General features: G+C 38.2%; 13 protein-coding genes. 5 read left to right on the top strand and 8 right to left on the bottom strand.

Annotation, left to right across the window (positions count from 1 at the left end; genetic code table 11):
* The first annotated feature begins 1 nt into the window (after nt 1).
* From rng to tldD, 4 genes are read left to right on the top strand one after another with little or no spacing between them, the layout of a single operon-like run.
* Nucleotides 2-1,474, top strand: coding sequence for a ribonuclease G (gene rng, locus AN395_RS09855; RefSeq protein ID WP_004585759.1), 1,473 nt, complete (start codon nt 2-4; stop codon nt 1,472-1,474).
* Complete coding sequence (locus AN395_RS09850; RefSeq protein WP_054982897.1) at nt 1,474-5,331, top strand: YhdP family protein; 3,858 nt, start codon at nt 1,474-1,476, stop codon at nt 5,329-5,331. The genes rng and AN395_RS09850 overlap by 1 nt, the downstream gene beginning before the upstream one ends.
* The gene (locus AN395_RS09845; RefSeq protein ID WP_054982896.1) at nt 5,328-6,155 is read left to right on the top strand and encodes a carbon-nitrogen hydrolase family protein; all 828 of its coding nucleotides are present in this window, start codon (nt 5,328-5,330) and stop codon (nt 6,153-6,155) included. The genes AN395_RS09850 and AN395_RS09845 overlap by 4 nt, the downstream gene beginning before the upstream one ends.
* Nucleotides 6,152-7,591, top strand: a complete 1,440-nt coding sequence (gene tldD, locus AN395_RS09840; RefSeq protein ID WP_054982895.1) for a metalloprotease TldD — start codon at nt 6,152-6,154, stop codon at nt 7,589-7,591. The genes AN395_RS09845 and tldD overlap by 4 nt, the downstream gene beginning before the upstream one ends.
* Before the next feature lie 50 nt (nt 7,592-7,641).
* Here tldD and AN395_RS09835 read toward each other — a convergent pair whose 3' ends face one another.
* Both AN395_RS09835 and AN395_RS09830 read right to left on the bottom strand, forming a co-directional pair.
* Nucleotides 7,642-8,478 carry a mechanosensitive ion channel family protein gene (locus tag AN395_RS09835; protein WP_054982894.1) on the bottom strand — a complete coding sequence of 279 codons (837 nt, stop codon included), beginning with the start codon at nt 8,476-8,478 and terminating at the stop codon, nt 7,642-7,644.
* Nucleotides 8,479-8,687: 209 nt separating this feature from the next.
* Complete coding sequence (locus AN395_RS09830) at nt 8,688-9,272, bottom strand: hypothetical protein (protein WP_235576567.1); 585 nt, start codon at nt 9,270-9,272, stop codon at nt 8,688-8,690.
* An 895-nt stretch (nt 9,273-10,167) separates the two neighbouring features.
* Between AN395_RS09830 and AN395_RS09825 the strand changes: the two genes are divergently transcribed.
* A complete protein-coding gene (locus tag AN395_RS09825; protein WP_054982893.1) occupies nt 10,168-11,829 on the top strand; it encodes a hypothetical protein in 1,662 nt (553 codons plus the stop codon).
* A 228-nt stretch (nt 11,830-12,057) separates the two neighbouring features.
* Here AN395_RS09825 and AN395_RS09820 read toward each other — a convergent pair whose 3' ends face one another.
* The 6 genes from AN395_RS09820 to AN395_RS09795 all read right to left on the bottom strand — a co-directional run bounded on the left by AN395_RS09820 (nt 12,058) and on the right by AN395_RS09795 (nt 21,042).
* The gene (locus tag AN395_RS09820) at nt 12,058-13,668 is read right to left on the bottom strand and encodes a UvrD-helicase domain-containing protein (RefSeq protein WP_054982892.1); all 1,611 of its coding nucleotides are present in this window, start codon (nt 13,666-13,668) and stop codon (nt 12,058-12,060) included.
* 2 nt (nt 13,669-13,670) lie between these two features.
* Nucleotides 13,671-15,368: an ATP-dependent endonuclease gene (locus AN395_RS09815; RefSeq protein WP_054982891.1), complete on the bottom strand. Its 1,698-nt coding sequence runs from the start codon at nt 15,366-15,368 to the stop codon at nt 13,671-13,673.
* Between the two features lie 397 nt (nt 15,369-15,765).
* Nucleotides 15,766-16,365, bottom strand: coding sequence for a hypothetical protein (locus AN395_RS09810; protein WP_054982890.1), 600 nt, complete (start codon nt 16,363-16,365; stop codon nt 15,766-15,768).
* Nucleotides 16,366-16,386: 21 nt separating this feature from the next.
* Nucleotides 16,387-16,728 (bottom strand): hypothetical protein, encoded by a 342-nt coding sequence (locus AN395_RS09805; protein ID WP_054982889.1) that lies wholly within the window; start codon nt 16,726-16,728, stop codon nt 16,387-16,389.
* A gap of 19 nt (nt 16,729-16,747) precedes the next feature.
* Entirely contained in the window at nt 16,748-17,239 is a 492-nt protein-coding gene (locus tag AN395_RS09800) for a hypothetical protein (RefSeq protein WP_054982888.1), read from the bottom strand.
* A 20-nt stretch (nt 17,240-17,259) separates the two neighbouring features.
* Nucleotides 17,260-21,042: an SIR2 family protein gene (locus AN395_RS09795; RefSeq protein WP_054982887.1), complete on the bottom strand. Its 3,783-nt coding sequence runs from the start codon at nt 21,040-21,042 to the stop codon at nt 17,260-17,262.
* Between the last annotated feature and the right edge of the window lie 17 nt (nt 21,043-21,059).

Genomic DNA, 21,059 nt, shown 5'->3' with positions numbered 1-21,059 from the left:
CATGAGTACAGAATTACTAATAAATGTCACGCCAAGTGAAAGCCGTGTTGCCCTAATCGAAAACGGTGTATTACAAGAAATTCAACTAGAGCGTATAGGCAACCTAGGTATCGTAGGCAATATTTACTTAGGAAAAATAAGCCGCGTACTGCCAGGCATGCAAGCTGCTTTTGTTGATATAGGCCTAGAAAAAGCCGCTTTTTTGCATGCATCAGACATAGTCAATAGCGCCTCAATAGTTGAGGGCGTAGACGACGAGCCGATCAAAAAAGTACAAGACATACGTGAGCTAGTACGCCAAGGCCAATACATTATGGTGCAAGTGGTTAAAGACCCACTAGGCACTAAAGGAGCAAGGCTTACTACCGATATCACTATTCCTTCTCGCTATTTAGTGTTTATGCCAGACGCTACGCATGTAGGTGTTAGTCAGCGTATTGAAACCGAAGAAGAGCGTGCGCGACTTAAAAAAATAGTGGCAGAATACGGCGACGATAATGGCAGTTTTATTGTTCGTACAGCGGCAGAGGGCGCCAGTGAAGCGGAGCTAAGACACGATGCTGAATTTTTACGAAAACTGTGGCAAAAAATTGTATCACGTCGTAAAAAAACCAATAAAGCCAGTATATTACACGAAGACTTAACGCTTGCATTTAGGACCCTGCGCGACTACGTAGGTGAAGATATGGAGCGTATTAGGGTTGACTCTAAGCTAACCTATCAAGAGCTAAAGCTGTTTACTGAAGAGTTTGTGCCTTTGCTTTCGCAAGCACTTGAGTATTACCCAGGTGAGCGCCCAATTTTTGACTTATTTGACGTTGAAACCGAAATTCAAAAAGCATTGCATCGTAAAGTCACGCTTAAGTCAGGCGGTTATTTAATTATCGACCAAACCGAAGCGATGACCACAGTTGATGTGAATACAGGTGCGTTTGTAGGGCATCGTAATTTAGAAGAAACCATTTTTAATACCAATGTGGAAGCCACATCAGCCATTGCTAGGCAGCTACGCCTGCGTAACCTAGGCGGTATTATTATTATCGATTTTATCGATATGATCAGCGAAGATCATAAACGCAGAGTATTACATTCTCTAGAGTCAGCACTATCTAAAGACCGTGCAAAAGCCAACATAAACGGCTTAAGCGCATTAGGCTTAGTAGAAATGACCCGTAAGCGCACCCGCGAAAGCCTTGAGCATATTTTGTGTGATGTATGTCCGGCTTGCTCTGGACGCGGCTCACAAAAAACAGTCGAAACCGTATGCTATGAAATACTGCGTGAAATAGTGCGCGTTAATCGTGCCTACGATGCCGATAAATTCATGGTGTATGCGGCGCCGGCTGTAAGTGAAGCCTTACTCAATGATGAGTATCATAACCTTGCCGAACTTGAACTATTTATTGGAAAACAGGTCAATATTCAAACAGAGAGCTTATACAGCCAAGAGCAGTTTGATGTGGTAATGATGTAATGAAAACGAAAGCGGTCTGTTTTTTTTGTTTTAGAAAGTTATGGCAAACCTGCGCCATAATTTTAGTATTACTGGCCGTGATTGTTTCTATTTTAAAGTACACCTTACCTTATGCAAACGACTACAAAGGCGATATAGAAACCTACCTGCACGATAAATTTGCCATTAGTCTTTCTATAGGCGCAATCTCTGCCAGTTGGCATGGCGCCGGCCCTGCCTTGGTATTAGAAGATCTCTCTTTTAAGGATAACGAAACTGCGCCTATATCGCTTACTATTGCCAAAACAAGCCTAGAACTTAACCTATGGGAGAGCATTAAAGCCTTTCAGTTAAAGTCTAATTACTTTGTTATTAATGGCTTTCATACCAGTGTAAATATTCAAAATTTATTTAATAACACCAATAACGATGATGTCTCGTTTGAACAAAAAGAGCTAATTGAAGAGCTATTTTTAGGAGATACAGGGCATTTTGCTATTGAAAATTCGAGTATTAATTTTATTTTAGAAGATGGTAGAGAGCGCAAACTATTACTCGAAAACATAGTATGGCAAAACCAAGATGAACAACATTTAGGAAGCGGCAGCCTCGCCTTGCCCGGCATTAGTGTTGGTAGCTTTGACGCACGTATCGCGCTTAGTGGCAAAACTATAGAGCAAATTGCGGGTGATATTTACGTACAAGCAAATAGCGTAGATGTGTCTAATTGGTTGGCGCAATATATTAATACTGAAAAACAACAGCTTTACACAGACATAAACTTAAAGTCTTGGCTTAAGCTCGAAAATGGTTTTATCAGCGATGTAAAAATGCAGTGGTTACCTAGCTTTGTACACTGGCAAAACAACCAACAAGCTAAACAAGTAAGCTTAAGTGAAGGGGGATTTCATTTATTTCCTGAGGCAAACGCTTGGCACTTAAAAAGCACGGGTCTGACATTTAGTAATAACGACACAACCTGGCCAAGTCTAGAATTTGAGGCGAACTTAGGTAAGCAAAATAAAGTGTGGCTGCAGCAGGTTGATCTTTCTTTACTGAGTAACTTGGCGTCGTTAACTAATTTTGAAGCATTACAACCACTTTTAAACCGCAAACCAAGTGGTTTTATCGATCAAGCCTACCTAGAACTTAATCCAGATGAGCAATGGCAGTTATGGTTTTCAGCTAATAATATTGGCTGGCAAGAAGTGTCTGGTATTCCTGCAGCGCAGGCGCTTAGAGTCTCGGGGCTTATAAATCAGCAGCGCGGGCGAGTGCAGCTATTTGGCGAAAACGGGACTTTAATAACTGGCGATAGCTTCAGTAAAAATATTGATTACAACCAAATTAATATCGATCTGGATTTAGCAAAAACAGATAATTACTGGAATGTAAGCAGTAATAATATTTGGTTTGATAATAACGAAGTTACCTTAGCGGCTGAGCTAAATGTAAGCCTTAGCGACGATCCTCGCTTAGATCTATACGCAGAAGCCTATGCAGAGGATGCCACAGTAGCTGGGCACTACTTTCCGTTAAAGGCAATGAGCCCTCAACTTGTAAGCTACTTAAACGGTGCAATAAAAGGGGGCGAAGTGGCTAAGGCGCAAGTATTATTTGCAGGCCCGCTTTCAGGTTTTCCTTTCACCGATGGCAGCGGCCAATTTGATGTACTCGCGCAAATAGATAATGCAACGTACGCGTTTGACCCCAATTGGCCGGCAGTAACTAACGCCAATGTGCAGTTGCACTTTGCCAACGAGCGAATGGATATTTACAGCCAGCAAGGCCAGTTAGTTAATTTAGAAGTAGGCGATAGCGTGCAAGTGAGTATTGCCGATTTAATGCACGCTGATGAACTCATTGTACAAATAGATAAACGCACGCAAATGGAAAAACTGCATGACTTTTTTGCAGCCACGCCGATTGCAAACCCACTGGCCAATATTTTTGAAGTGGTGCAGGGTAAAGGTCAAGCCGATGCAAGCGTAACACTTTTAATTGGCTCTAAATTTAAAGGTGGAGCCAGTGTAAACGGCAAAGTAAAGCTAAACGATTTACCTGTTTATATTGCAGCCCCTGGCATTGCGCTTGAAAAACTAAGCGGCGAGCTCAGCTTTGAAAACGATACAATTAGCATGCAAAACGCCAGCGCTACATGGTTGGGTATGCCGCTTAGCATTAACTATAATAGTGCAAGCGAAGCACAGCAGTACACCGCTAATATTGATATAACGGCGTTACTAAATGCAGATACACTAACAACCCAGGCGCAAGGTATACTGAAAGGGTACCTGAGTGGGCAAAGTGAAGTTGATATAGGCCTTGCACTTAATTTTACCGAGCAAGGCTTTAATTACCGCGCTCAGGTTAGCTCTGAGCTACGTGGCTTGACGAGCACGCTACCAGCGCCCTATGGCAAAACAAGTGAACAGGTTTGGCCGTTAACGGGCATAGTGCAAGGCGATGATATTTCAAATCTTATTACGGCTAATGCTAATCAGCAGTTATATTTTAATGCGATTTTAGAAAACGGTCAGCCGCAATTTAGTAATATGCATATTGTACTTGGTGAGCAAGATTTAGGGCTAAATCAAAAAGATTTAAGCGTTAATATCAACCTTGAACAAACGCAACTAGAAGCATGGTTTGAATTAATAGACCAAATAATTAAAGCCGCTCAAGCTAAGCCAGACCAGCAGTCTGAGGGTATTATGCCGCCATTAAATGAAGTGGTTGCGCATATTGATAAGGTTAATGCTAGCGACATTATTTTTAACGATTTTGAAATGCGCTTAGCGCCCCAGCAAAACAACTTATATTTAAAGCTTAATGCCAAAGAACTGCGTGCTGACGTGTTTATTCCCAGCTCTCAGCCAAGCCAGCCGATACGTATAAATAGCGATTACTTAAGACTTAACTTTGCACCTAAAGTAGAAGAAGATCTTGAGATCACCGATGTACTGCCAGAGCAAAACCTAGCGTGGCTTAACACAGTACCTGCCATTGAATTTGAATGTGCAGATTGTAAAGTGGCAAGTTATCAGCTTGATAAAGTGAGCGCTTCGCTGGTCGGTGAAGGCGACAAGCTTACTATTTCTGAGCTTGTGGTTGATAAGGGCGACCATATTTTACGTACCGAAGGGCAGTGGCAAGGTGGCTTTACGCAATTTAATGGTGAACTTAAAAGTGACGATATAGGCGCGCTATTTGATGAATTTGATATCACCACCGCTATAAAAGATTCAAAAGCCGATATTAACTACAACCTTGCTTGGCAAGGCGCCCCGTATGACTTTGATATACCTAGTTTGGGCGGTGAAGTTAAGTGGGATTTAGGCGAAGGCCACATTGCTGAAATAAGTGATGGTGGGGCACGTGTATTTTCGCTACTTAGCCTTGACTCGCTAGTGCGTAAATTAAAACTCGATTTTAGAGATGTATTTTCAAAAGGCTTTTTTTATAACAGCTTAAAAGGCTCTATGCAGCTAGATAAAGGTATAGCCTACACAAAAGATACCAAAATGGATGGCGTGCCAGCCGATTTAACGATTAACGGCTATGCTAATTTAAACACCCTTGAAATAGATTACGATTTAGCTGTGGCACCGCAAGTAACATCTAGTATTCCGGTTATAGTGGCTTGGATGGTTAATCCCGTCACAGGGCTTGCCGCTTTAGCGCTTGATAAGGTTATTCACTCAGCAAGGGTGATCTCCGAAATTAACTTTAAAGTAACCGGCAAAATGAATGACCCTGTGGTACAAGAGCTTGAGCGTAAAAGTAAAGAAGTTACCTTACCGCAAGCTGCGCAAAATCAGCCGCAAGCGGCCAGTACACTCACACTTAAAGATGCCGCGGTAACAGCAACACAATGAGTACGTTAAACGCCAATATAATTGCTTTGCAAATGTGCTCAGGCACCAACCCCGACGAAAACATGGCAACCCTTGGCGAGGCGTTAAATAAACTCCCCGCAGCCAGGCCATTGCTTGTATGTTTACCCGAGGCGTTTTTAGTATTTAGTAAAAGTGGCGATGATACGCTAGCGGTTGCTAAACGTATTACACACTATAAGCAGCAATTAAGTGCATTGTGTAAAAAGCATAATATTTGGCTAAATGCGGGCACTATCCCTGAGCCACACAAAAATAATAAATACTTTGCGGCCTCGCACTTATTTAATAGCCAAGGTGAATGCGTAGCCACGTACAATAAAATGCATTTATTTGATGTTGATGTGGCCGATAAAACCGCCAGCTATCGAGAGTCAGACTTTACTCAAGCAGGCGATGATGTGGTGGTTGTTGCTACACCGTTTGGTAAAATTGGCTTAACAGTATGTTATGATTTGCGCTTTAGCGGATTATTTAGCGCACTTACGCGCCAAGGGGCTGAAATAATTTTAGTGCCCAGTGCTTTTACAGTCCCTACTGGGCAGGCACATTGGCAGCCCTTATTAAAAGCACGCGCAATAGAAACGCAATGTTACGTTATTGCAGCGGCGCAGTATGGAACGCATCAAAATGGCCGCCAAACATACGGCCACAGTATTATTATTTCACCGTGGGGCGAGCAAATAGCAACGCTTGAAAGTGGAGTAGGGTTTATAAGCGGTTACGCCGACCTAAACCAGTTAAATAAAATTAGAAGAGATATGCCCGTGCAATCTCATCAACGATTTAGAGAGCATTTATTATGAATTCGGTTGAACAGCATTTATTACACGACAGCCAGCTAAATCGAGAAGAACTCGAAAAAACGCTTGGGTATATTCATCAGCATAAAGTGGATTACGCCGATTTATACTTTCAATCAAGCCATCATGAGTCATGGGTGCTTGAAGACGGCTTAGTAAAAGAAGGCTCTTACAATGTTGAGCGCGGAGTGGGTGTTCGTGCCGTTAGTGGTGAAAAAACAGGGTTTTCTTACTCTGATGCCATTAACCTTGAAGCTTTAAACAAAGCCGCAACGGCAGCTCGTAGCATTGCCGATGCAGGCGAAGATAAAACCATTAAAGTATTTAGCGATGTGAAAGCAAAAGAGCAATTTGCCCCGCATCAGCCAATATCAAGCATGAGTGACAGCGATAAAGTGAGTTTATTGCGTGAGCTTGAAAACTACATACGCGAACTCGCCCCTGATGCTGAGCAAGTAATTAGTTCAATGTCGGCTGTATACGAAGAGGTATTAATTGCTGCCAGCGATGGCACGTTTGCTACCGATATACGCCCGCTTATTCGTTTAAACTGCTCCGTTTTACTTGAAAAAAATGGCCGCCGTGAACGCGGTGGTGCAGGGGGCGGCGCACGCTTAGATTATGGCTACTTTAAAGAGCTAGTTGAAGGCAAGCCGCGCTGGATGGGCTTTGCCGAAGAAGCAGTACGCCAAGCTAAAGTAAACCTAGAGGCAATTGATGCCCCGGCTGGCACAATGGAAGTTGTGTTAGGCAATGGCTGGCCTGGCGTGTTGCTACACGAAGCGGTAGGCCATGGCCTTGAAGGCGACTTTAACCGTAAAGGGGCTTCGGCATTTAGCGGTAAAGTGGGGCAAAAAGTAGCGTCTGAGCTGTGTACAGTAGTTGATGATGGCACCATGGCTGATCGCCGCGGTTCACTTAACGTTGACGATGAAGGCACACCTGCAGCTTATAACGTACTTATCGAAGACGGTATTTTAAAAGGTTACATGCAAGATAAGCTCAATGCGCGTTTAATGGGTGTAAACCCAACGGGTAATGCACGTCGTGAGTCGTATGCGCATTTACCTATGCCGCGTATGACCAACACCTACATGTTAGGGGGCGAGCATAGCCAAGCCGATATTATAAGCTCAGTTAAAAAAGGGGTATTTGCACCAAACTTTGGTGGCGGCCAAGTAGATATTACTTCAGGTAAGTTTGTATTTAGCGCATCAGAGGCGTATTTAATTGAAAACGGTAAAATTACCCAGCCAATTAAAGGTGCAACACTGATTGGCAATGGCCCAGAGGTGATGCAGCATATTTCTATGGTAGGCAACGATTTAGCCCTTGATAAAGGCGTGGGTGTCTGCGGTAAAGATGGCCAAAGCGTTCCTGTAGGGGTAGGTCAACCAAGCCTTAAAATAGACCAACTTACAGTAGGTGGCACCGCATAAAACAATAAAGCGCGAAGCAATTCGCGCTTTATAGGTTACCAATGCGAGGTTTACGCCTCGCTTTGCTCTTCTTTGTTCTTCTTCGCCTGTTCGTACCACAAAGCCATAAAACACTCAGTTAATTTATGCTCTATTTCAAGTGCTTTGTTGGTTGGGCAAAATAGCGTAAAGCTTGCTTTAAACTCACCAAGCTCCGTAGTACCAAAGTGAATAACCGGTGCCGGACCTGAAATTTTTGCATCGAGTTTACGCTCTATCATCGAATTATAACGTGTTGCTACATCGTGAAACTCTTCGCAGTACAGCTTTGCCTGATTGACTAACTCGTCATGAATAACATAAGGGTTAAAGCTCTCTCTGCGTACAATAGTAAAATGATGAGTAACAAAGCGCTTTACATAATTAAGGTTTTTAATTGAGCTGGTGATCAGCTTATTATTTGGAATATAAATTGTTTTGCGCGAAAACTGATAAGTGTGCATGTCTATTTCATGCATGGTGGTTTTTACCCAGTCTGTTTCGGCTACTTCGCCAAAATAGTCACCCACTTGTATCCAATCACCTACTCTAAACGGGCGGGTGGTAACCAGGTAAAAAAAGCCTATAACGCATTGTATAAACTCGCGAGTTGCAAGCACTATAGCTACAGCAAACGCAGCAATAGACAGCGCAAAATTTTGTATTTCGGTCGACCACACAAATAGCAGCGACAACACCATAACAAAATTAATAAAGTGCTTAATGTTATGAGTGATGTAACGAATGTCTTTTTCTTTTTTTTCTGCGCGGTTTCTTGCTAGTTTATCAACCAGTACTTTAAGCACAAAAGCAATGGCAAGCACGAGCACAGAAACTAAAAAAGGGTGCATGAATATGTCTTTAATCATAACTTCCAAATACGAGTAGCAATAGGCACGCTAAGTATATTGAGTAATCAAACCAATTAGCAAATTTAAGCTACATAAAATCACTTATACCAATTGTATTAAGTTATGAGCCATTTATAGCAATAGCTGAATAGCGTTATAACCCTGTTAGCGCTTTATCTTGTACGCTAGAATGGCTAATACTTAATTAAACCGGTATTACTTAGCAGCTAGGCTGTTTGCTCTGTAATAGAGACCTGCGTGTGTTTAGCGTGTTTTTGGCAAAACAATACAAGCTCAATGGCAGCGATAAAAATAAGCGTGTAACCTAGGGTTTCTATGCCTTCCTCAATAATATTTTTAACGACCCGAACGTATTGTTCCCCCATAACTGAGTGCCAAAACTCGCCCTTGCCCATCATTCTCGAAAAAGCGAGTAAGGTCACTAAGCCAGATAGACAAATACCATAACTCGGTGTTTGCGCATAGGCTTTTAACGAGCTGTAAATAAAGCCTCGTTGGGCTTTTAAATAAAGTAGTACGCTCCCTAACAGCGTATATACAATTGCTTGCCATGCGCCATCAAACACATATATATCTAGGTAGGTGTCAAATTCTCTAACAAACATAGCAGCTGTCAATGTAGCCAGTAACAGCGCGGCTATTTTAAGATCAGAGTGAATACGTGAGGCGTAAAAAAACAGCATACAACTTAAAAACGTTAAAATATCTTGCATGTGTTCTGTTAGTGTTTCTTCACTGTAAAGTGCATTTTGCTGTAAATCAAAACCTTCAAGCTGAATTAAAAAAGCCACACCTGCTAAGCATAATAAGTAAATAAAAGATCGCAGTAAAAACATATAAAAGCTCAAATAGAAAACAATGCGCGGCAGTTTAATTATAAAAATGGCTAAAAGCCAAAACATTATAGAAACTTTTTATATATTTATCGGTCTAAGTTTTTTGCTGTTAAATTAATGGGTTATGTTTTTATATTATGTATTTATGATGTGTTTTTTGTAATAAGTTGAGTTAATTAGTTGTGCTGTATAGGGTTAAATGCGTTAAGCATAAAAAAGCCCTTACTAAAACATAGTAAGGGCTTTTAACGTTATAAGCAGAATATGCCTAGCGCATCGTCTGGGCGTACTGTTACATTTAAAATCTGAAGAAAGTCTGGAAAGCTACGTTTTACATAACCTAGAATGCTTTTTCAGAAAAAGTGAAAAATTGCAAAGAAATTTGGACTTTTCTGAGGTCTGGAAAATGGTTTTCCAGATTTTGTATTGGATTTCCATACTTGCTGGACATCAAATAAGTTTTAACTTTACTAACTGGCTCGAATAATAGGAATTAACCAAATCTGACAGTCGCCTAAGTGCCAACAGTAATTGATTACGATACTTAAAATTAAGGCCTACTCTTTTTATACCTATAAGATTTATTTTAAAGCAAAAAAAGCAGAGCTGTACTGGACAAGCATTTATTAAGTTAGAAGCAGTTTTAGCTATCACTGACGACTCAACTCCTTACATTGATTACCTAAATGAAGCAAAACTAGACTGCAAACAGGCTTTAATTAGGGAAATTGATATAAATAAACTTTTTGATGTTTTGTATCGCTAGGTAAAGTAATCTAATGGGCATACATCGCCTTTGGATTCTCTAAATACTATTGTTATCAAGAGTTTCTTTGGTTGATAAATAGTTTTGAGGAGTATTTATGTTAGTAAGGAAAAACCTATTAAACCTTTAAAAATAAATCAAGCAAATGTATTTTATAATTACTCCATTGGTTTTGATTGTTTATATATAGATTTGTTAAAAACAGGAGCTAAGTTGCTTGAAGCGGGTGTATCAAAATCCATATTCTTTTCCGATTTTAAATGTATGTATCTTGATAGCTCTGGAAAAAGACAAGTCGAAATAATTAGCCCAGAGGGTCGCCAGTGGGATTCATCATGGAAGATTAAACTAAGCGATAAAATCCCTAAAAACATTGCTAGTGATTTATTTAATTCTCTTGAAATAGCTTTCCACGAAAATCAATTTCAAAATCATTCAGTGCCATACATGAGAGCGAGTTTACCGCCTTTAGTAATTGATTTTGAAGGCTACCATATTCCTTTGTACTCATCGGTTAAAATATTCTCCAGTGGACTTGCAGTACTCAGTTTTCAAATGGATCAAACATGGGAAGGTTTAGATGAGGGAGAATTTATTCCTCAGGTAGTCAATATTTTTAAGTGTTATTTTAAATCAATTTGGGTTGACTCAAAGTTACAAAAATTGGATGCAAATATTGTTTTAATAAATGCTTACGAGGACTATTTTTCTTTAGGTGGGGAGCCTTTGAAAAGCTTCAGGATTCGACGTTTAATAAAAAAGATGAAGAATGAGAGCCGTCACTTTTTAGAAGAAACATTAAAAAGTGATGGGGAACTATTTGTTTTAGACGGGTTTGATTGGGCACTCCATAAAATTGTAGGTACCGAGAATACTGACTCAAAAGAGTCAACCATTGAACAGTGTAGAAGTATATATTGCAACAGCATAAGTAGTCTTTTGGTAACTAATGAGAGTGTTGGGAGCAAATCGCCACTAGGTTACTTTTGGCAAGGTCGCCCCTCCATTTCTTTAATGCGTTTTGAGGAGCAGCCGTCAACGAAAGGTGAGCTTTTGAATAGTTTTGCTAACTCTATAAATAGAATTTTAATGAGAGCTGAAAATGTAGTAAGTCCATTGGATTTACCAATTGACTTAAGACTTTTCAATGATTCATCGTTACATTTAAATAGAGCTACTATCCTATGGACATGGTTAAAAACCAAAGATTGTTTAGATGATGCTTGGAATGAACCTAATACAATGTCAAGAATCTACGAGAACCAAGCGAGAACAGAGCATCTCGAATACAATAACATTAATATAGCAAGAGCCTGTTCATGGGCTCAATCACCTATAAATAGTGACTACTTATTAACTGCTTATGAAGTATTAGCAAATTCAGAAGTTTTAGTTCATCAAAGTAGCAATGCAGGAGAAGTTAACGATGCACTTTCACACGCAATTCAAGTATTCGGAACAGCATCTTTAGTGAATCCTAGTAAGGAAGCCGCAAGATTTCACCTTGACGAATTAAGATATAAATCGGATCAAGCTAAGAGTCGAAGTGACAGGTGGCTTGCAGTTACTTTTGGTTTAGTGGGGGCGGCAAGTCTTGCTGATTTTGTTTTTCACCCTTTAGTTCAAAAAGTATGGCCTTCATTAAGCAACGTTCAAAGTCCGCTAATATCTATAGGGATCTCTATAGGTATAATTATATTTGTAGCATTAATTATTTTATTAACTACTAATAGAAAAAATAGCTAAAAACTTTTTCTTTTGAAAACTGAATATACAAAATCTTGGCTCCAAGCATTGCAGCCTTTTACAATCTGAAATTCGCTTTTTGGCGAAGTTCAATTGTGTGCCAACAGCAAACATTGGTAACGCTTCAAACACCGGCACCGTTCATGTTGTCCGAGCGCTTTGACTTATTACACGTGATTTAGACTGCTAACAATAAGCTCTTTTACTTTTTCAATCTTTCTAAGTGATTCATTGGTATAACCCTTCAAGCTGAGGTAAACCTAGAAAATAAGATGGCCTTGAGTTTCCATAGTTTCCTTGCGCGTTTCTGCGTAACGATGTACGAATTAAAATGCAGCATAACTCAGCTCTCGTAACCCCAACATAATGCAGATTAGTATCTTCGGCTAGGCTTGGGTAGTTAATGTCATCCCAGTTAACCCCCGGAATTCTATGTGGAAAAGACCATTCCTCCATATCTAAATGCAATATTATTTTGAATTCTAGGCCTTTAGATTTATGAAGTGTCATTAACTGAACTTCATCTTTAGCTATTGGCTTGAACAGCTTAACCCATGTATCTTTGCTCCAGATAAGCCTCACAGCATCATTTTCTTCTTCAAATTCATCGAACCCGATTAATTCAAGTAAGTCGTTACTCTTCTCAATGAAAGCCTCTAGTATAGCTTCTGCTCGGATACCCTTTAATTGTCTTCGTATATTTGCCATATTTCTTGCTGGCAGTTGAAAGAAATACTTTTCTATTACGTCTTGAGCGGTTGGAATAGCTCCGTACTTATATAATAGCAAATCTGAATAAACGTCAGCACATTCAGTTCCTATGTCATTGAGGGGGCTGTCAGTATATAGTCGGTGATTATGGTTTAAACCAGTTGCAAATTCTCTTAACGATATTTCCTTCTTAGCTAGGATAGCTACATCAGATGCATTGTTAATTGTGTTTTTTTCTAACCAATCGTCTATCCATGGTGAAATATGTTCTGCAGCATTTTTTAAGCTTCCATTAATAAGACGACGAAACACATAAATATCATCTTCATGAGCTATCAATTTGTATTCAGGATCAAGAACACGGGAAGCATAATTAACAATTGATGGGTGGCATCTATGGTTTAAGTCGAGTTCAAAGTGCTGAAAGTTAGCATTGTCTTCGATTAAGGCTAGCAAGAATTTTGGCTGACTTCCCCTGAATTGATATATCGACTGGTCAATGTCTCCAACTGCCGTTGCGATTAATCCAAGCTCTTTTATTTTTATGAATAATTCATGCTGAGATTGAGACGAGTCTTGGTATTCATCGATAAAAACATGCGAGTAACGTGCTCTTATATAACGCTGTGCGGTAACCGAGTTGTTAAGAATTAATAATGACAATGCAGCAAAACTATTCATCCACAATATACCTGCATCGTATAATGCTTTAAAACCAGCATCAGAACTAAGTTCATCACAAGTCGGTGAATTGTATTCTCCGGATAAGTAAAGTTGCTGATGAGAGTCTAGTTTTTTAACTATCTTACAATCAGACGGTTTGCCATCCCATATTCGACCTAAAAATGGCAATATCAATTCTTTCAAGCAAAAGCTATCTATTGTGCCGTAAAAGCTAAGTTTTGTGTCGTGAGCATTCTCTTTGCAGCGCTTCTTAAGCTCCTCACTCGCTTTTTTCGTAAAAGTAATAGCAATTACACCTTTATGACTAGATAGATTCGGTGTAATCCCTCGGATTTTTTCCTTTATCACGGTGGTTTTTCCACTACCAGGACAAGCTGTAATGACAATGCTATCTTCACAGTCAATCGCGGCCTGCTGCTGCAGTGTTGGATTAAAAGTGCTCATTACTAAGACCTTCTCATCTCTACTAGTTTGTGCAATGGTTTTGCTAATTCACCTCTATTCAGCTTATGAAGATCTCTTGAAATAGATTTAAGCAAATTTCTCATCCTTAGTGCTTTTTTTCCTTGAAGGTACTTGATTGCGGAATCATCGTCAGATTTTCCAACCGCTGTTTGTATTTCATCAGATAGTTCTTCAACTAAATCAGTTTCTAAATCAACTTTAGATAAAAATATTCCTTGGTCATTGAGCATATCCGAAGCTGTTTGCCACTCTCCATTGTCCACAGTATCTTGAGGGGAAAACTCGGTATAACCTCTATCGAATGGGTCTTCTCCTATAAGACTTAAACAACGATTAATGCCTGCATGCTGCCATTCATTTTTACTTGATATTTTTGAAACATCGTTATCGGTTCTCATTATCCATGGAATTTGAAGCGCATCGAGTATAGATATGAATACTTTGAAAGAAATACCGTCGACGGAAAGGATTGACAAGTTTTCAAAATCAAGGTCAATATTCAAGGCTTTAGATAGTGACTGATAAAAGAGCATTTCAGATGGCCCCTCGACTAAGAATATACCGTCAGAGAAAAATGCTTCAGCTGGCAAAATACTCATTCTGTAACTCATATCTTCCCAACCTGACTCAATACAATCTGAGCATCCCTCACTAGCAGCTACTGTTGATGAATTTTGGGGAAGTAACCGTATGATAGAGTCAGGCGAAAAATTCACAGTTATCTGTGGTGAGTGGGAAGAAATAATCGTTTGACCGGGCAACTCATCAATTAAATAAGTTGCCAACTTTCTCTGTTGATGAGGGTGCAAATGTGCTTCTGGTTCTTCGATAACATAGAAGATAACTTCGTTTTCTAAATCATGTTCTTGTGCACTTTTTGCTTTCCATAAAGCTAACAGTATTTGATTATTTCGCCCATCGCCACCGAGCATCACGTTAGAGCCATTGGTATTAGCACCAAGCTGTAGCTTTTCTATAAAGTCATTTACCTGAATTGCCCCCGTGTCAAGTTGCACCTCATAATTAGCATAATGATGAGCTAACTTCTTTAGTTCGTCATTAACGTTATTCATTGCGTTATCTACATAAACCAATTGAGAGACTTTATCATTGAGGTTTTCTAAGTCACTACTGATTTCACCAAGTAAATCATCATCTTCTTGCTTCTCATCGTCAGAAAGTGATTCTTGAGCAATTTTTAACAGCTGCCGCTTTTCCTTGCGGATGAACCTCTCTAAATCACGTTGAGACTCAATATATTTTAAGTGCATGTGTTTTAGATAAAAACGACTGTTGACTTCTTGTAGATCATCAACTGAAGGACCAACAAATAGCTTATAACTTAGGCTGCTATGTACTGCGGTATATCGTAAAAAGGTTTCATTATTTTCACTAACGCTCCCCTTAAGAACCGAGATAACAGCGTCTTCGGTGATATCTGAAAACTTAACGGTAATTGATATTTCGTCGCTGACACCGGTCGGATTAATATGAAAATCAAGCTCACTTGGCTCGATATCCACTTCAGATAAGCTTTTGTCTAATAGTATTCTTAATGCATGGAGTAAATTGCTTTTTCCCACATCGTTGGCGCCAATAATTAAAGTGTTTTTGTTAAAATTAATATTCGAATTGGAAAAATTTCTAAATCCTTCTAAATGCACCTTACTTATTTTCAATTCTCTTTCCTTATAGACATTGGCAGAGCTAACCTAATTACTACCTTGAAACTCATTGCTGTATATCTGAAATGACGTGTAACAGCTTATCGAACACCATTTCGGTGGTTTGATACACACTAAAACGGCGTGTATTACATACCCTGATAATTTCACCAATAATTACCTTTGTAAACGAGTAATTAAGATAGCTTGAAATTAAGCTTGTTATTTTGAACCAAAACGGCGGTTAATAATGTTATCGGACAAAATTAGGCTCCTACTCAAAAAAGCAGGAATAAATTTAACTTTCCCAGTGTCAGGTTATCGCAGCCTTTTAGATGAAGTACAAAAAAGCGTAATGTCTGTCAAAGCTACTACATATAAGTAGCTTTAAAAGACATTACATTGATGTATCTTAGCTAACCTCTAGTAAAAGTTCTCTGTTTTCTAACGGATCTTTTCTGACTATATATTTGAGGGTATTTTGTAATAGAGTGATATTTAATAAGCAGTTTTTTAATTCTTGAGCCGTAAAAATATCGGATTGCAACAGCCCTTTAGTAAACACTTCTTTTGGCAGCGAAAAAGAATCAAAACCATCGGTATTTTTGTACATGTCAATTTCAAATGAACCCAATTCAACAGGTTTTGGGTGAGCACTTATGTTTCTAGCTTTTATTATTTTTCTCAAATATGAATAACAGTCTGAAGATTTATTTATTGTATAGCGCCCCTTAGATAGAATATAAAATAAACTATTAAGTTTTGCTTGTAACCCCATAGTAGCAAAGGCATTAATTAAACTTTTGCCTAGCTCTTGCTCTTGCAATAAGTTTTTTAAGTCGCTTAGGGCTTCATTTAGTATTGCTTCTATAGATAAAGCACAGAGTAAAACAAAGGGCTCTCGCTTATCGCACAAGAATAGCTCATCGTCTTCGATTAAATCTAACAAAGTCTTTGCAGCAGATATAAGTCGTTGCGATCTAACAATAGATATTTCTATTTGGTTCGGCATTATTGTTTACCTAAAAGTAATTTAACTATTTTTTATTTCTGTCAGCCAATACGAGCAATAATCCTCACCATCATATATAGATGAGCTTAGTGCGGATTTATCTTTTGAACCTACTCTAGCATTACAGCTGAGGCTTATCTTTTTCATGCATGGAAGTAAGAAATAGCCTTCATATTCATTGAGCCGACTATCCTTTCTAGCTTTTTCTAAATCGTTTACACGACCATTTACTTGTTGTTTTAATTTGGAATATCTGACTGAGATAACATCCAAATTTATTTCTTTGTCATCAAATAGACGCATTAACTCAGTAAATTGTATTTGCAGCTCAAAGATTTCTTTTTCCACTTCATTTTTCATCATTACACATACCTAAATACTATTAACTCTTAAGGGGGGAGCTGTAAAAATATACTTGCTCATATAACGAGGCATATTCTATTTTTAGTTTATATCTGGTAGTTAGTCTCTTCTCGATAGAGCTCATATCCATTCCAGGTAAAAAATGTAACTTAAGAATACATACTTTTTCATTTTGAGCTATGTAGCTCGTGGCAGATAAACTTGATGTATATACATTCTTAGTGTCTAACTCGGCTTTAAAATAATTACGAATATCACTATCAAGTTCAGACCAAGAGATGCTTTTATCATTAACAATGAACTCAAATGATCTAACTTGTGCAGTACCTAGCCCTTTATTGATTATATCGAAGCAAATGGAGCTATCGTCCGTATGAAGCCAGTCACTTAGCCTTGGTGAAACCGATAGTTTATTGTGTTTTTGTTGTGTTCTAATAGTCCAATAGGTAAGCCCAATAGCTAATAACGCTGTTATTATTGTAATGAGCTGAACCAAAAGGTTTATATCCATTCTAACCTCTTAATTGTAAGTTAAATATTTTCACATATTTTAGTTAGTTTCATGAATTGCTGATCATTAACAATATCATTGTTTGCTTGCTCTATAAGATCTAGAACTTCTTTTAAGTGATAAAGGGATGAACGTGTCTCTTTTGGTATTATCAGATTACACAGGCTTAGAACCTCATTGGGAAATTGATAAGCTAATGGAATTGATTCTGAAGTATTGCGTGTAAATGAATGTAACCAATGATGTTGAACTTCCAATGGTGTTAAACACCACTCTATAGAGTAAAATAATGTGGGGAAATAGCTACCAGACTTCTCTAATAAGCTAATCCATGCTGCTGTTTGTTCTTTAGTTCTGTATTTTCTCTCTCTAGGCCAAATATCCTCGATAATAGTAGTTACGTCTCTAAGACATTCATCAGAGTTTTTTGTAAAGCCCTTACTCAAATATCGAATTACCGTTGCTCTTTCTTTTTCTCTCATATTTCTAAAGCAATTTTTAGCATCTGAAGCGTTTATTTTATCCTTACCTTCATATGAAGGTAAGGCAAGCTCAATTATTTTATGTGATGTGGCCTCTATGAGTCTCTGATCCCAAGCCCATTCATAAATTCTGGGGAACAGATGAATCATCTTTGGCTTCAATAGGACGCTTACCTCGACAGATGGTAATTTATTTGCAATTACACCACTCCAAGCAGGAGCAGATAACTTATTATCTAGATTTAGTAATGGCAAAAGGAAGCTTTGAACCCAAGAAGAGTCTATATAATGTAACCAACTTATTTGATAAGAAAGTATTGCTGATGCGTAAGCGCCAACAGTATCTTCACTTATTAAAAATTGTTCAATTTTGTCTTTAAATATGCTTGGTATTTCAGCATTTCTATCTAAACGATAAGAGTCAATTTCTCTGATATATGTATTAAGAATAGCGCCTGTTAAGCTAGCTCTAGCTTCAATCCATGTAATGTGACTGATTGAAGTATCTTTGGAGTCCAAAGCGCTTTGCTCATCTCTTAACATTACTGATGTACAGTAGTCGAAAAATTTATAGCATAAGCTAGGTAACTCTTTTAAATAGATTGAACCGTGGCGATCAAGCCAATTACTTAAGTTATAACTTAGCTCAATTAATATCTCTTTAGGTAATTTATAAAGCCGATTTAGTAATGTGATTTTAGTCTTTCTGCTTGCACTATCCGGCCAATTATCTAATAAAACCGACCAGAAATACTTTGGGTTATCTTTTCTTTTACTCAAATACGACAATGCTAATAACGCTTTTTTAGGCCTAAGTTTTATTAAGCCATCAAATGGCCTCCTAGCTGTATATTCTTCAAAGCCTCTATCATAAACTTGTATTGATCTTTTAATTACCTCACTAATTGGAGCATTAATGATTAAATCAGTTTCCTCATCAATTGTAATTCCATGAACTTTTACAGATGTTTTATGCACCAATTCCGCCGGTTCTTTAACTTGCCAGTCTTGATGCATGGATATGATCATGTCGATTTTTTTTCTGTACTTTTCAGGCAGAACCAATTGACTGAGTTCAAACCATTTAATGTAGCGAAATATTTCTATGTTCTTGAAAGTTTGAAATTCTTCATCTGATATATGCTTATGTTTATTAGGGCCCTGTAGGATTTTTTTAACTAGTTTTTCTTTATTTGTATTAGAAAAATCTTTCCATCTTTTTTCTAATAAACGAAGTAAATCGAGTTGATAGTTTTGACTCCAAAAACATTCCTGATCAATTGATAATATATAGTTTGCCGCTTCTGAAGCGGAGGAAATAGAGTTAAACCCATATGAATAAAAGTTTAGTTTATTAAAATATAAGGAGTTGTTTAAATTTAAATTAAAGCTAAGCGCTTTTGCTTGTGAGGGAAATTTATTTACTAATTTTTCGAAATTTTCAATAAAAAAATAAAATGAGCTGTGCTCTTCTAAGTTGTAAGTGTCTTCATTAGGGTCTGGATAACACGAAGGAGTATTATAAAAATGCTTGTGGTCAAACTCATTTGATAAATCGTTAGCATATTGTAAGTGGGTTAAAGTAGCTTGTAAAACTCGATACAAGTAGGCGTCTGGCACCTCAATATTATGCTCAAGCCTTAAAGGGAACTTTATTTCAAAATTACAAATATCAGATAAACGTATTTCACTCCATGCTTTTAAAGGGGGTCTTGATGCATGTATACCATATGGGCTTTCAAATTCCACGAAAGGCTCTAACTTTGTCTCATAAAAGCGTAAGGTTGTGAAATTCCATCCTTCATTTTTTATTAGATCTTGAAATTTATAGTAGTTATAAGACGGGTTAAACCAATCACCACCCTCAAACTGCTTGTTAGCTATATAGCTTAATACTTTTCGTGCGTTAGGGTTAAGTGTATTAGTACTATAAAGCTTCTCTAAGATTCTTTCTTTTAAAGTGTTATGCAAAGATCTTTTTCTAATGGCCCACCATGCAATAATAGGGTCGTCTAAGCTCTTTATTATCCAATTTGTGATATACCAGAGTCTAGGTGATATCAAGTTAGTGTTTGAGCGCAAGTCAATATCTTCAGTTGCAATGTTGTCACACGGTAACCATGATAAATAGTTTTTATATGGTATTATTGGCAAATTGTAGTTTTCTGTATCCACCGGTCTCGAAGGATCATCGTCTAGTCCATACTCAATAAATGGATCAAATGATTCGGCATCGCTATCCTTAAAGTTGTGACTTTTACTCGGTTTTCCTATCCTTATTTGAGGATCAAGTATACATAACCATTCAGCTAAAGGTGTGGGCTCTGCAGTACTAAATAATTTAGCCCCAGCTGAGGTAGTAAGAAAATTAGCAACTTGGCCCCGTTGGAAAGGTTTTAACTCTCTTGGGCTTGAGGATGCAAGATTTAATATATACTTTTTCCATTGTTTGGGTTTATCGACTTTCTCTGACCAAATTGAAAGTGTTTCCCATAAATCTCGGTGGTCTGGATATGCTATTGCAGTAACACCGCGATCACGCCATTTGGCTTCGATGTCTTCAGCCTCGCCTTTATCAAATGCGTAAATTTTTGTCCGGTCAAACTTTTCATCATGATTAAGTCCCTGAAGTAAATATTTCACCTGAGGATCTTCAGCTTGATAGCCGACTAAAACTACTGTGTATACCTCTAATAATTGAATTATAAATTTAGTTGCCCAACCTTCGGATAAATATGCTCTTCCAAAATCTGCGCTACTTAAAATATAAGGATGATGTTTTTCAGACGGATCTTTTAGCCTGCCATGCAAATAGGTTATTGCTTCGAGACTTGCGCCGGATGATAGATCAGGGAAAAAAGGAGGTTCACTATAAGAGAGGACTTCGTTCTGCTCAAAAAGTAGGTCAAAATTTGTAGTTACTATTTTTGGTTTACCGCTTTGACCACTGGATAAGAGTTTTAATATACCATGCTCCTTGCCAACATCATCAATAGAATTAGATTTGGAAAGTACCCTGGCAACGATTTGATTAACTTCGTCACGTCCGTAGTCTTGGTATAGCAAGTGGAAAACTTGATCTAATGGAGTTTTTAAATGTGACTTATTAAAGCCTTCGCTGATCCAAGGTAAGAATTCTTGGTAAACCTCGGAGCTTTCTGGTGGAGAAAAAAAATCAATTACAGCTTTTGTTAGATCTATAAAGCTTGGTAGTCCAGAGTTAAAAGAAACACCAGCCCCACAAAATAAAACTACTTTGCCGCGGTCACATTTATCAAGAAGTTCATCTGGAATATTAGGTCCATTTTCATTAAATCGCATTTAACCTTCCTTGTTTA

It is taken from the genome of Pseudoalteromonas sp. P1-30 (genome assembly GCF_001400005.1).
Taxonomy (GTDB): domain Bacteria; phylum Pseudomonadota; class Gammaproteobacteria; order Enterobacterales; family Alteromonadaceae; genus Pseudoalteromonas; species Pseudoalteromonas atlantica.
Note: the sequence above shows the minus strand (reverse complement) of the source record. Positions and strands in the feature narration are given on the sequence as shown.

What these genes read in the sequence shown, in the direction of transcription:
- AN395_RS09800 (WP_054982888.1), bottom strand. Translation starts at nt 17,239, where the DNA reads ATGGATATAAACCTTTTGGTTCAGCTCATTACAATAATAACAGCGTTA.
- rng (WP_004585759.1), top strand. Translation starts at nt 2, where the DNA reads ATGAGTACAGAATTACTAATAAATGTCACGCCAAGTGAAAGCCGTGTT.
- AN395_RS09795 (WP_054982887.1), bottom strand. Translation starts at nt 21,042, where the DNA reads ATGCGATTTAATGAAAATGGACCTAATATTCCAGATGAACTTCTTGAT.
- AN395_RS09845 (WP_054982896.1), top strand. Translation starts at nt 5,328, where the DNA reads ATGAGTACGTTAAACGCCAATATAATTGCTTTGCAAATGTGCTCAGGC.
- tldD (WP_054982895.1), top strand. Translation starts at nt 6,152, where the DNA reads ATGAATTCGGTTGAACAGCATTTATTACACGACAGCCAGCTAAATCGA.
- AN395_RS09850 (WP_054982897.1), top strand. Translation starts at nt 1,474, where the DNA reads ATGAAAACGAAAGCGGTCTGTTTTTTTTGTTTTAGAAAGTTATGGCAA.
- AN395_RS09810 (WP_054982890.1), bottom strand. Translation starts at nt 16,365, where the DNA reads ATGCCGAACCAAATAGAAATATCTATTGTTAGATCGCAACGACTTATA.
- AN395_RS09820 (WP_054982892.1), bottom strand. Translation starts at nt 13,668, where the DNA reads ATGAGCACTTTTAATCCAACACTGCAGCAGCAGGCCGCGATTGACTGT.
- AN395_RS09805 (WP_054982889.1), bottom strand. Translation starts at nt 16,728, where the DNA reads ATGATGAAAAATGAAGTGGAAAAAGAAATCTTTGAGCTGCAAATACAA.
- AN395_RS09835 (WP_054982894.1), bottom strand. Translation starts at nt 8,478, where the DNA reads ATGATTAAAGACATATTCATGCACCCTTTTTTAGTTTCTGTGCTCGTG.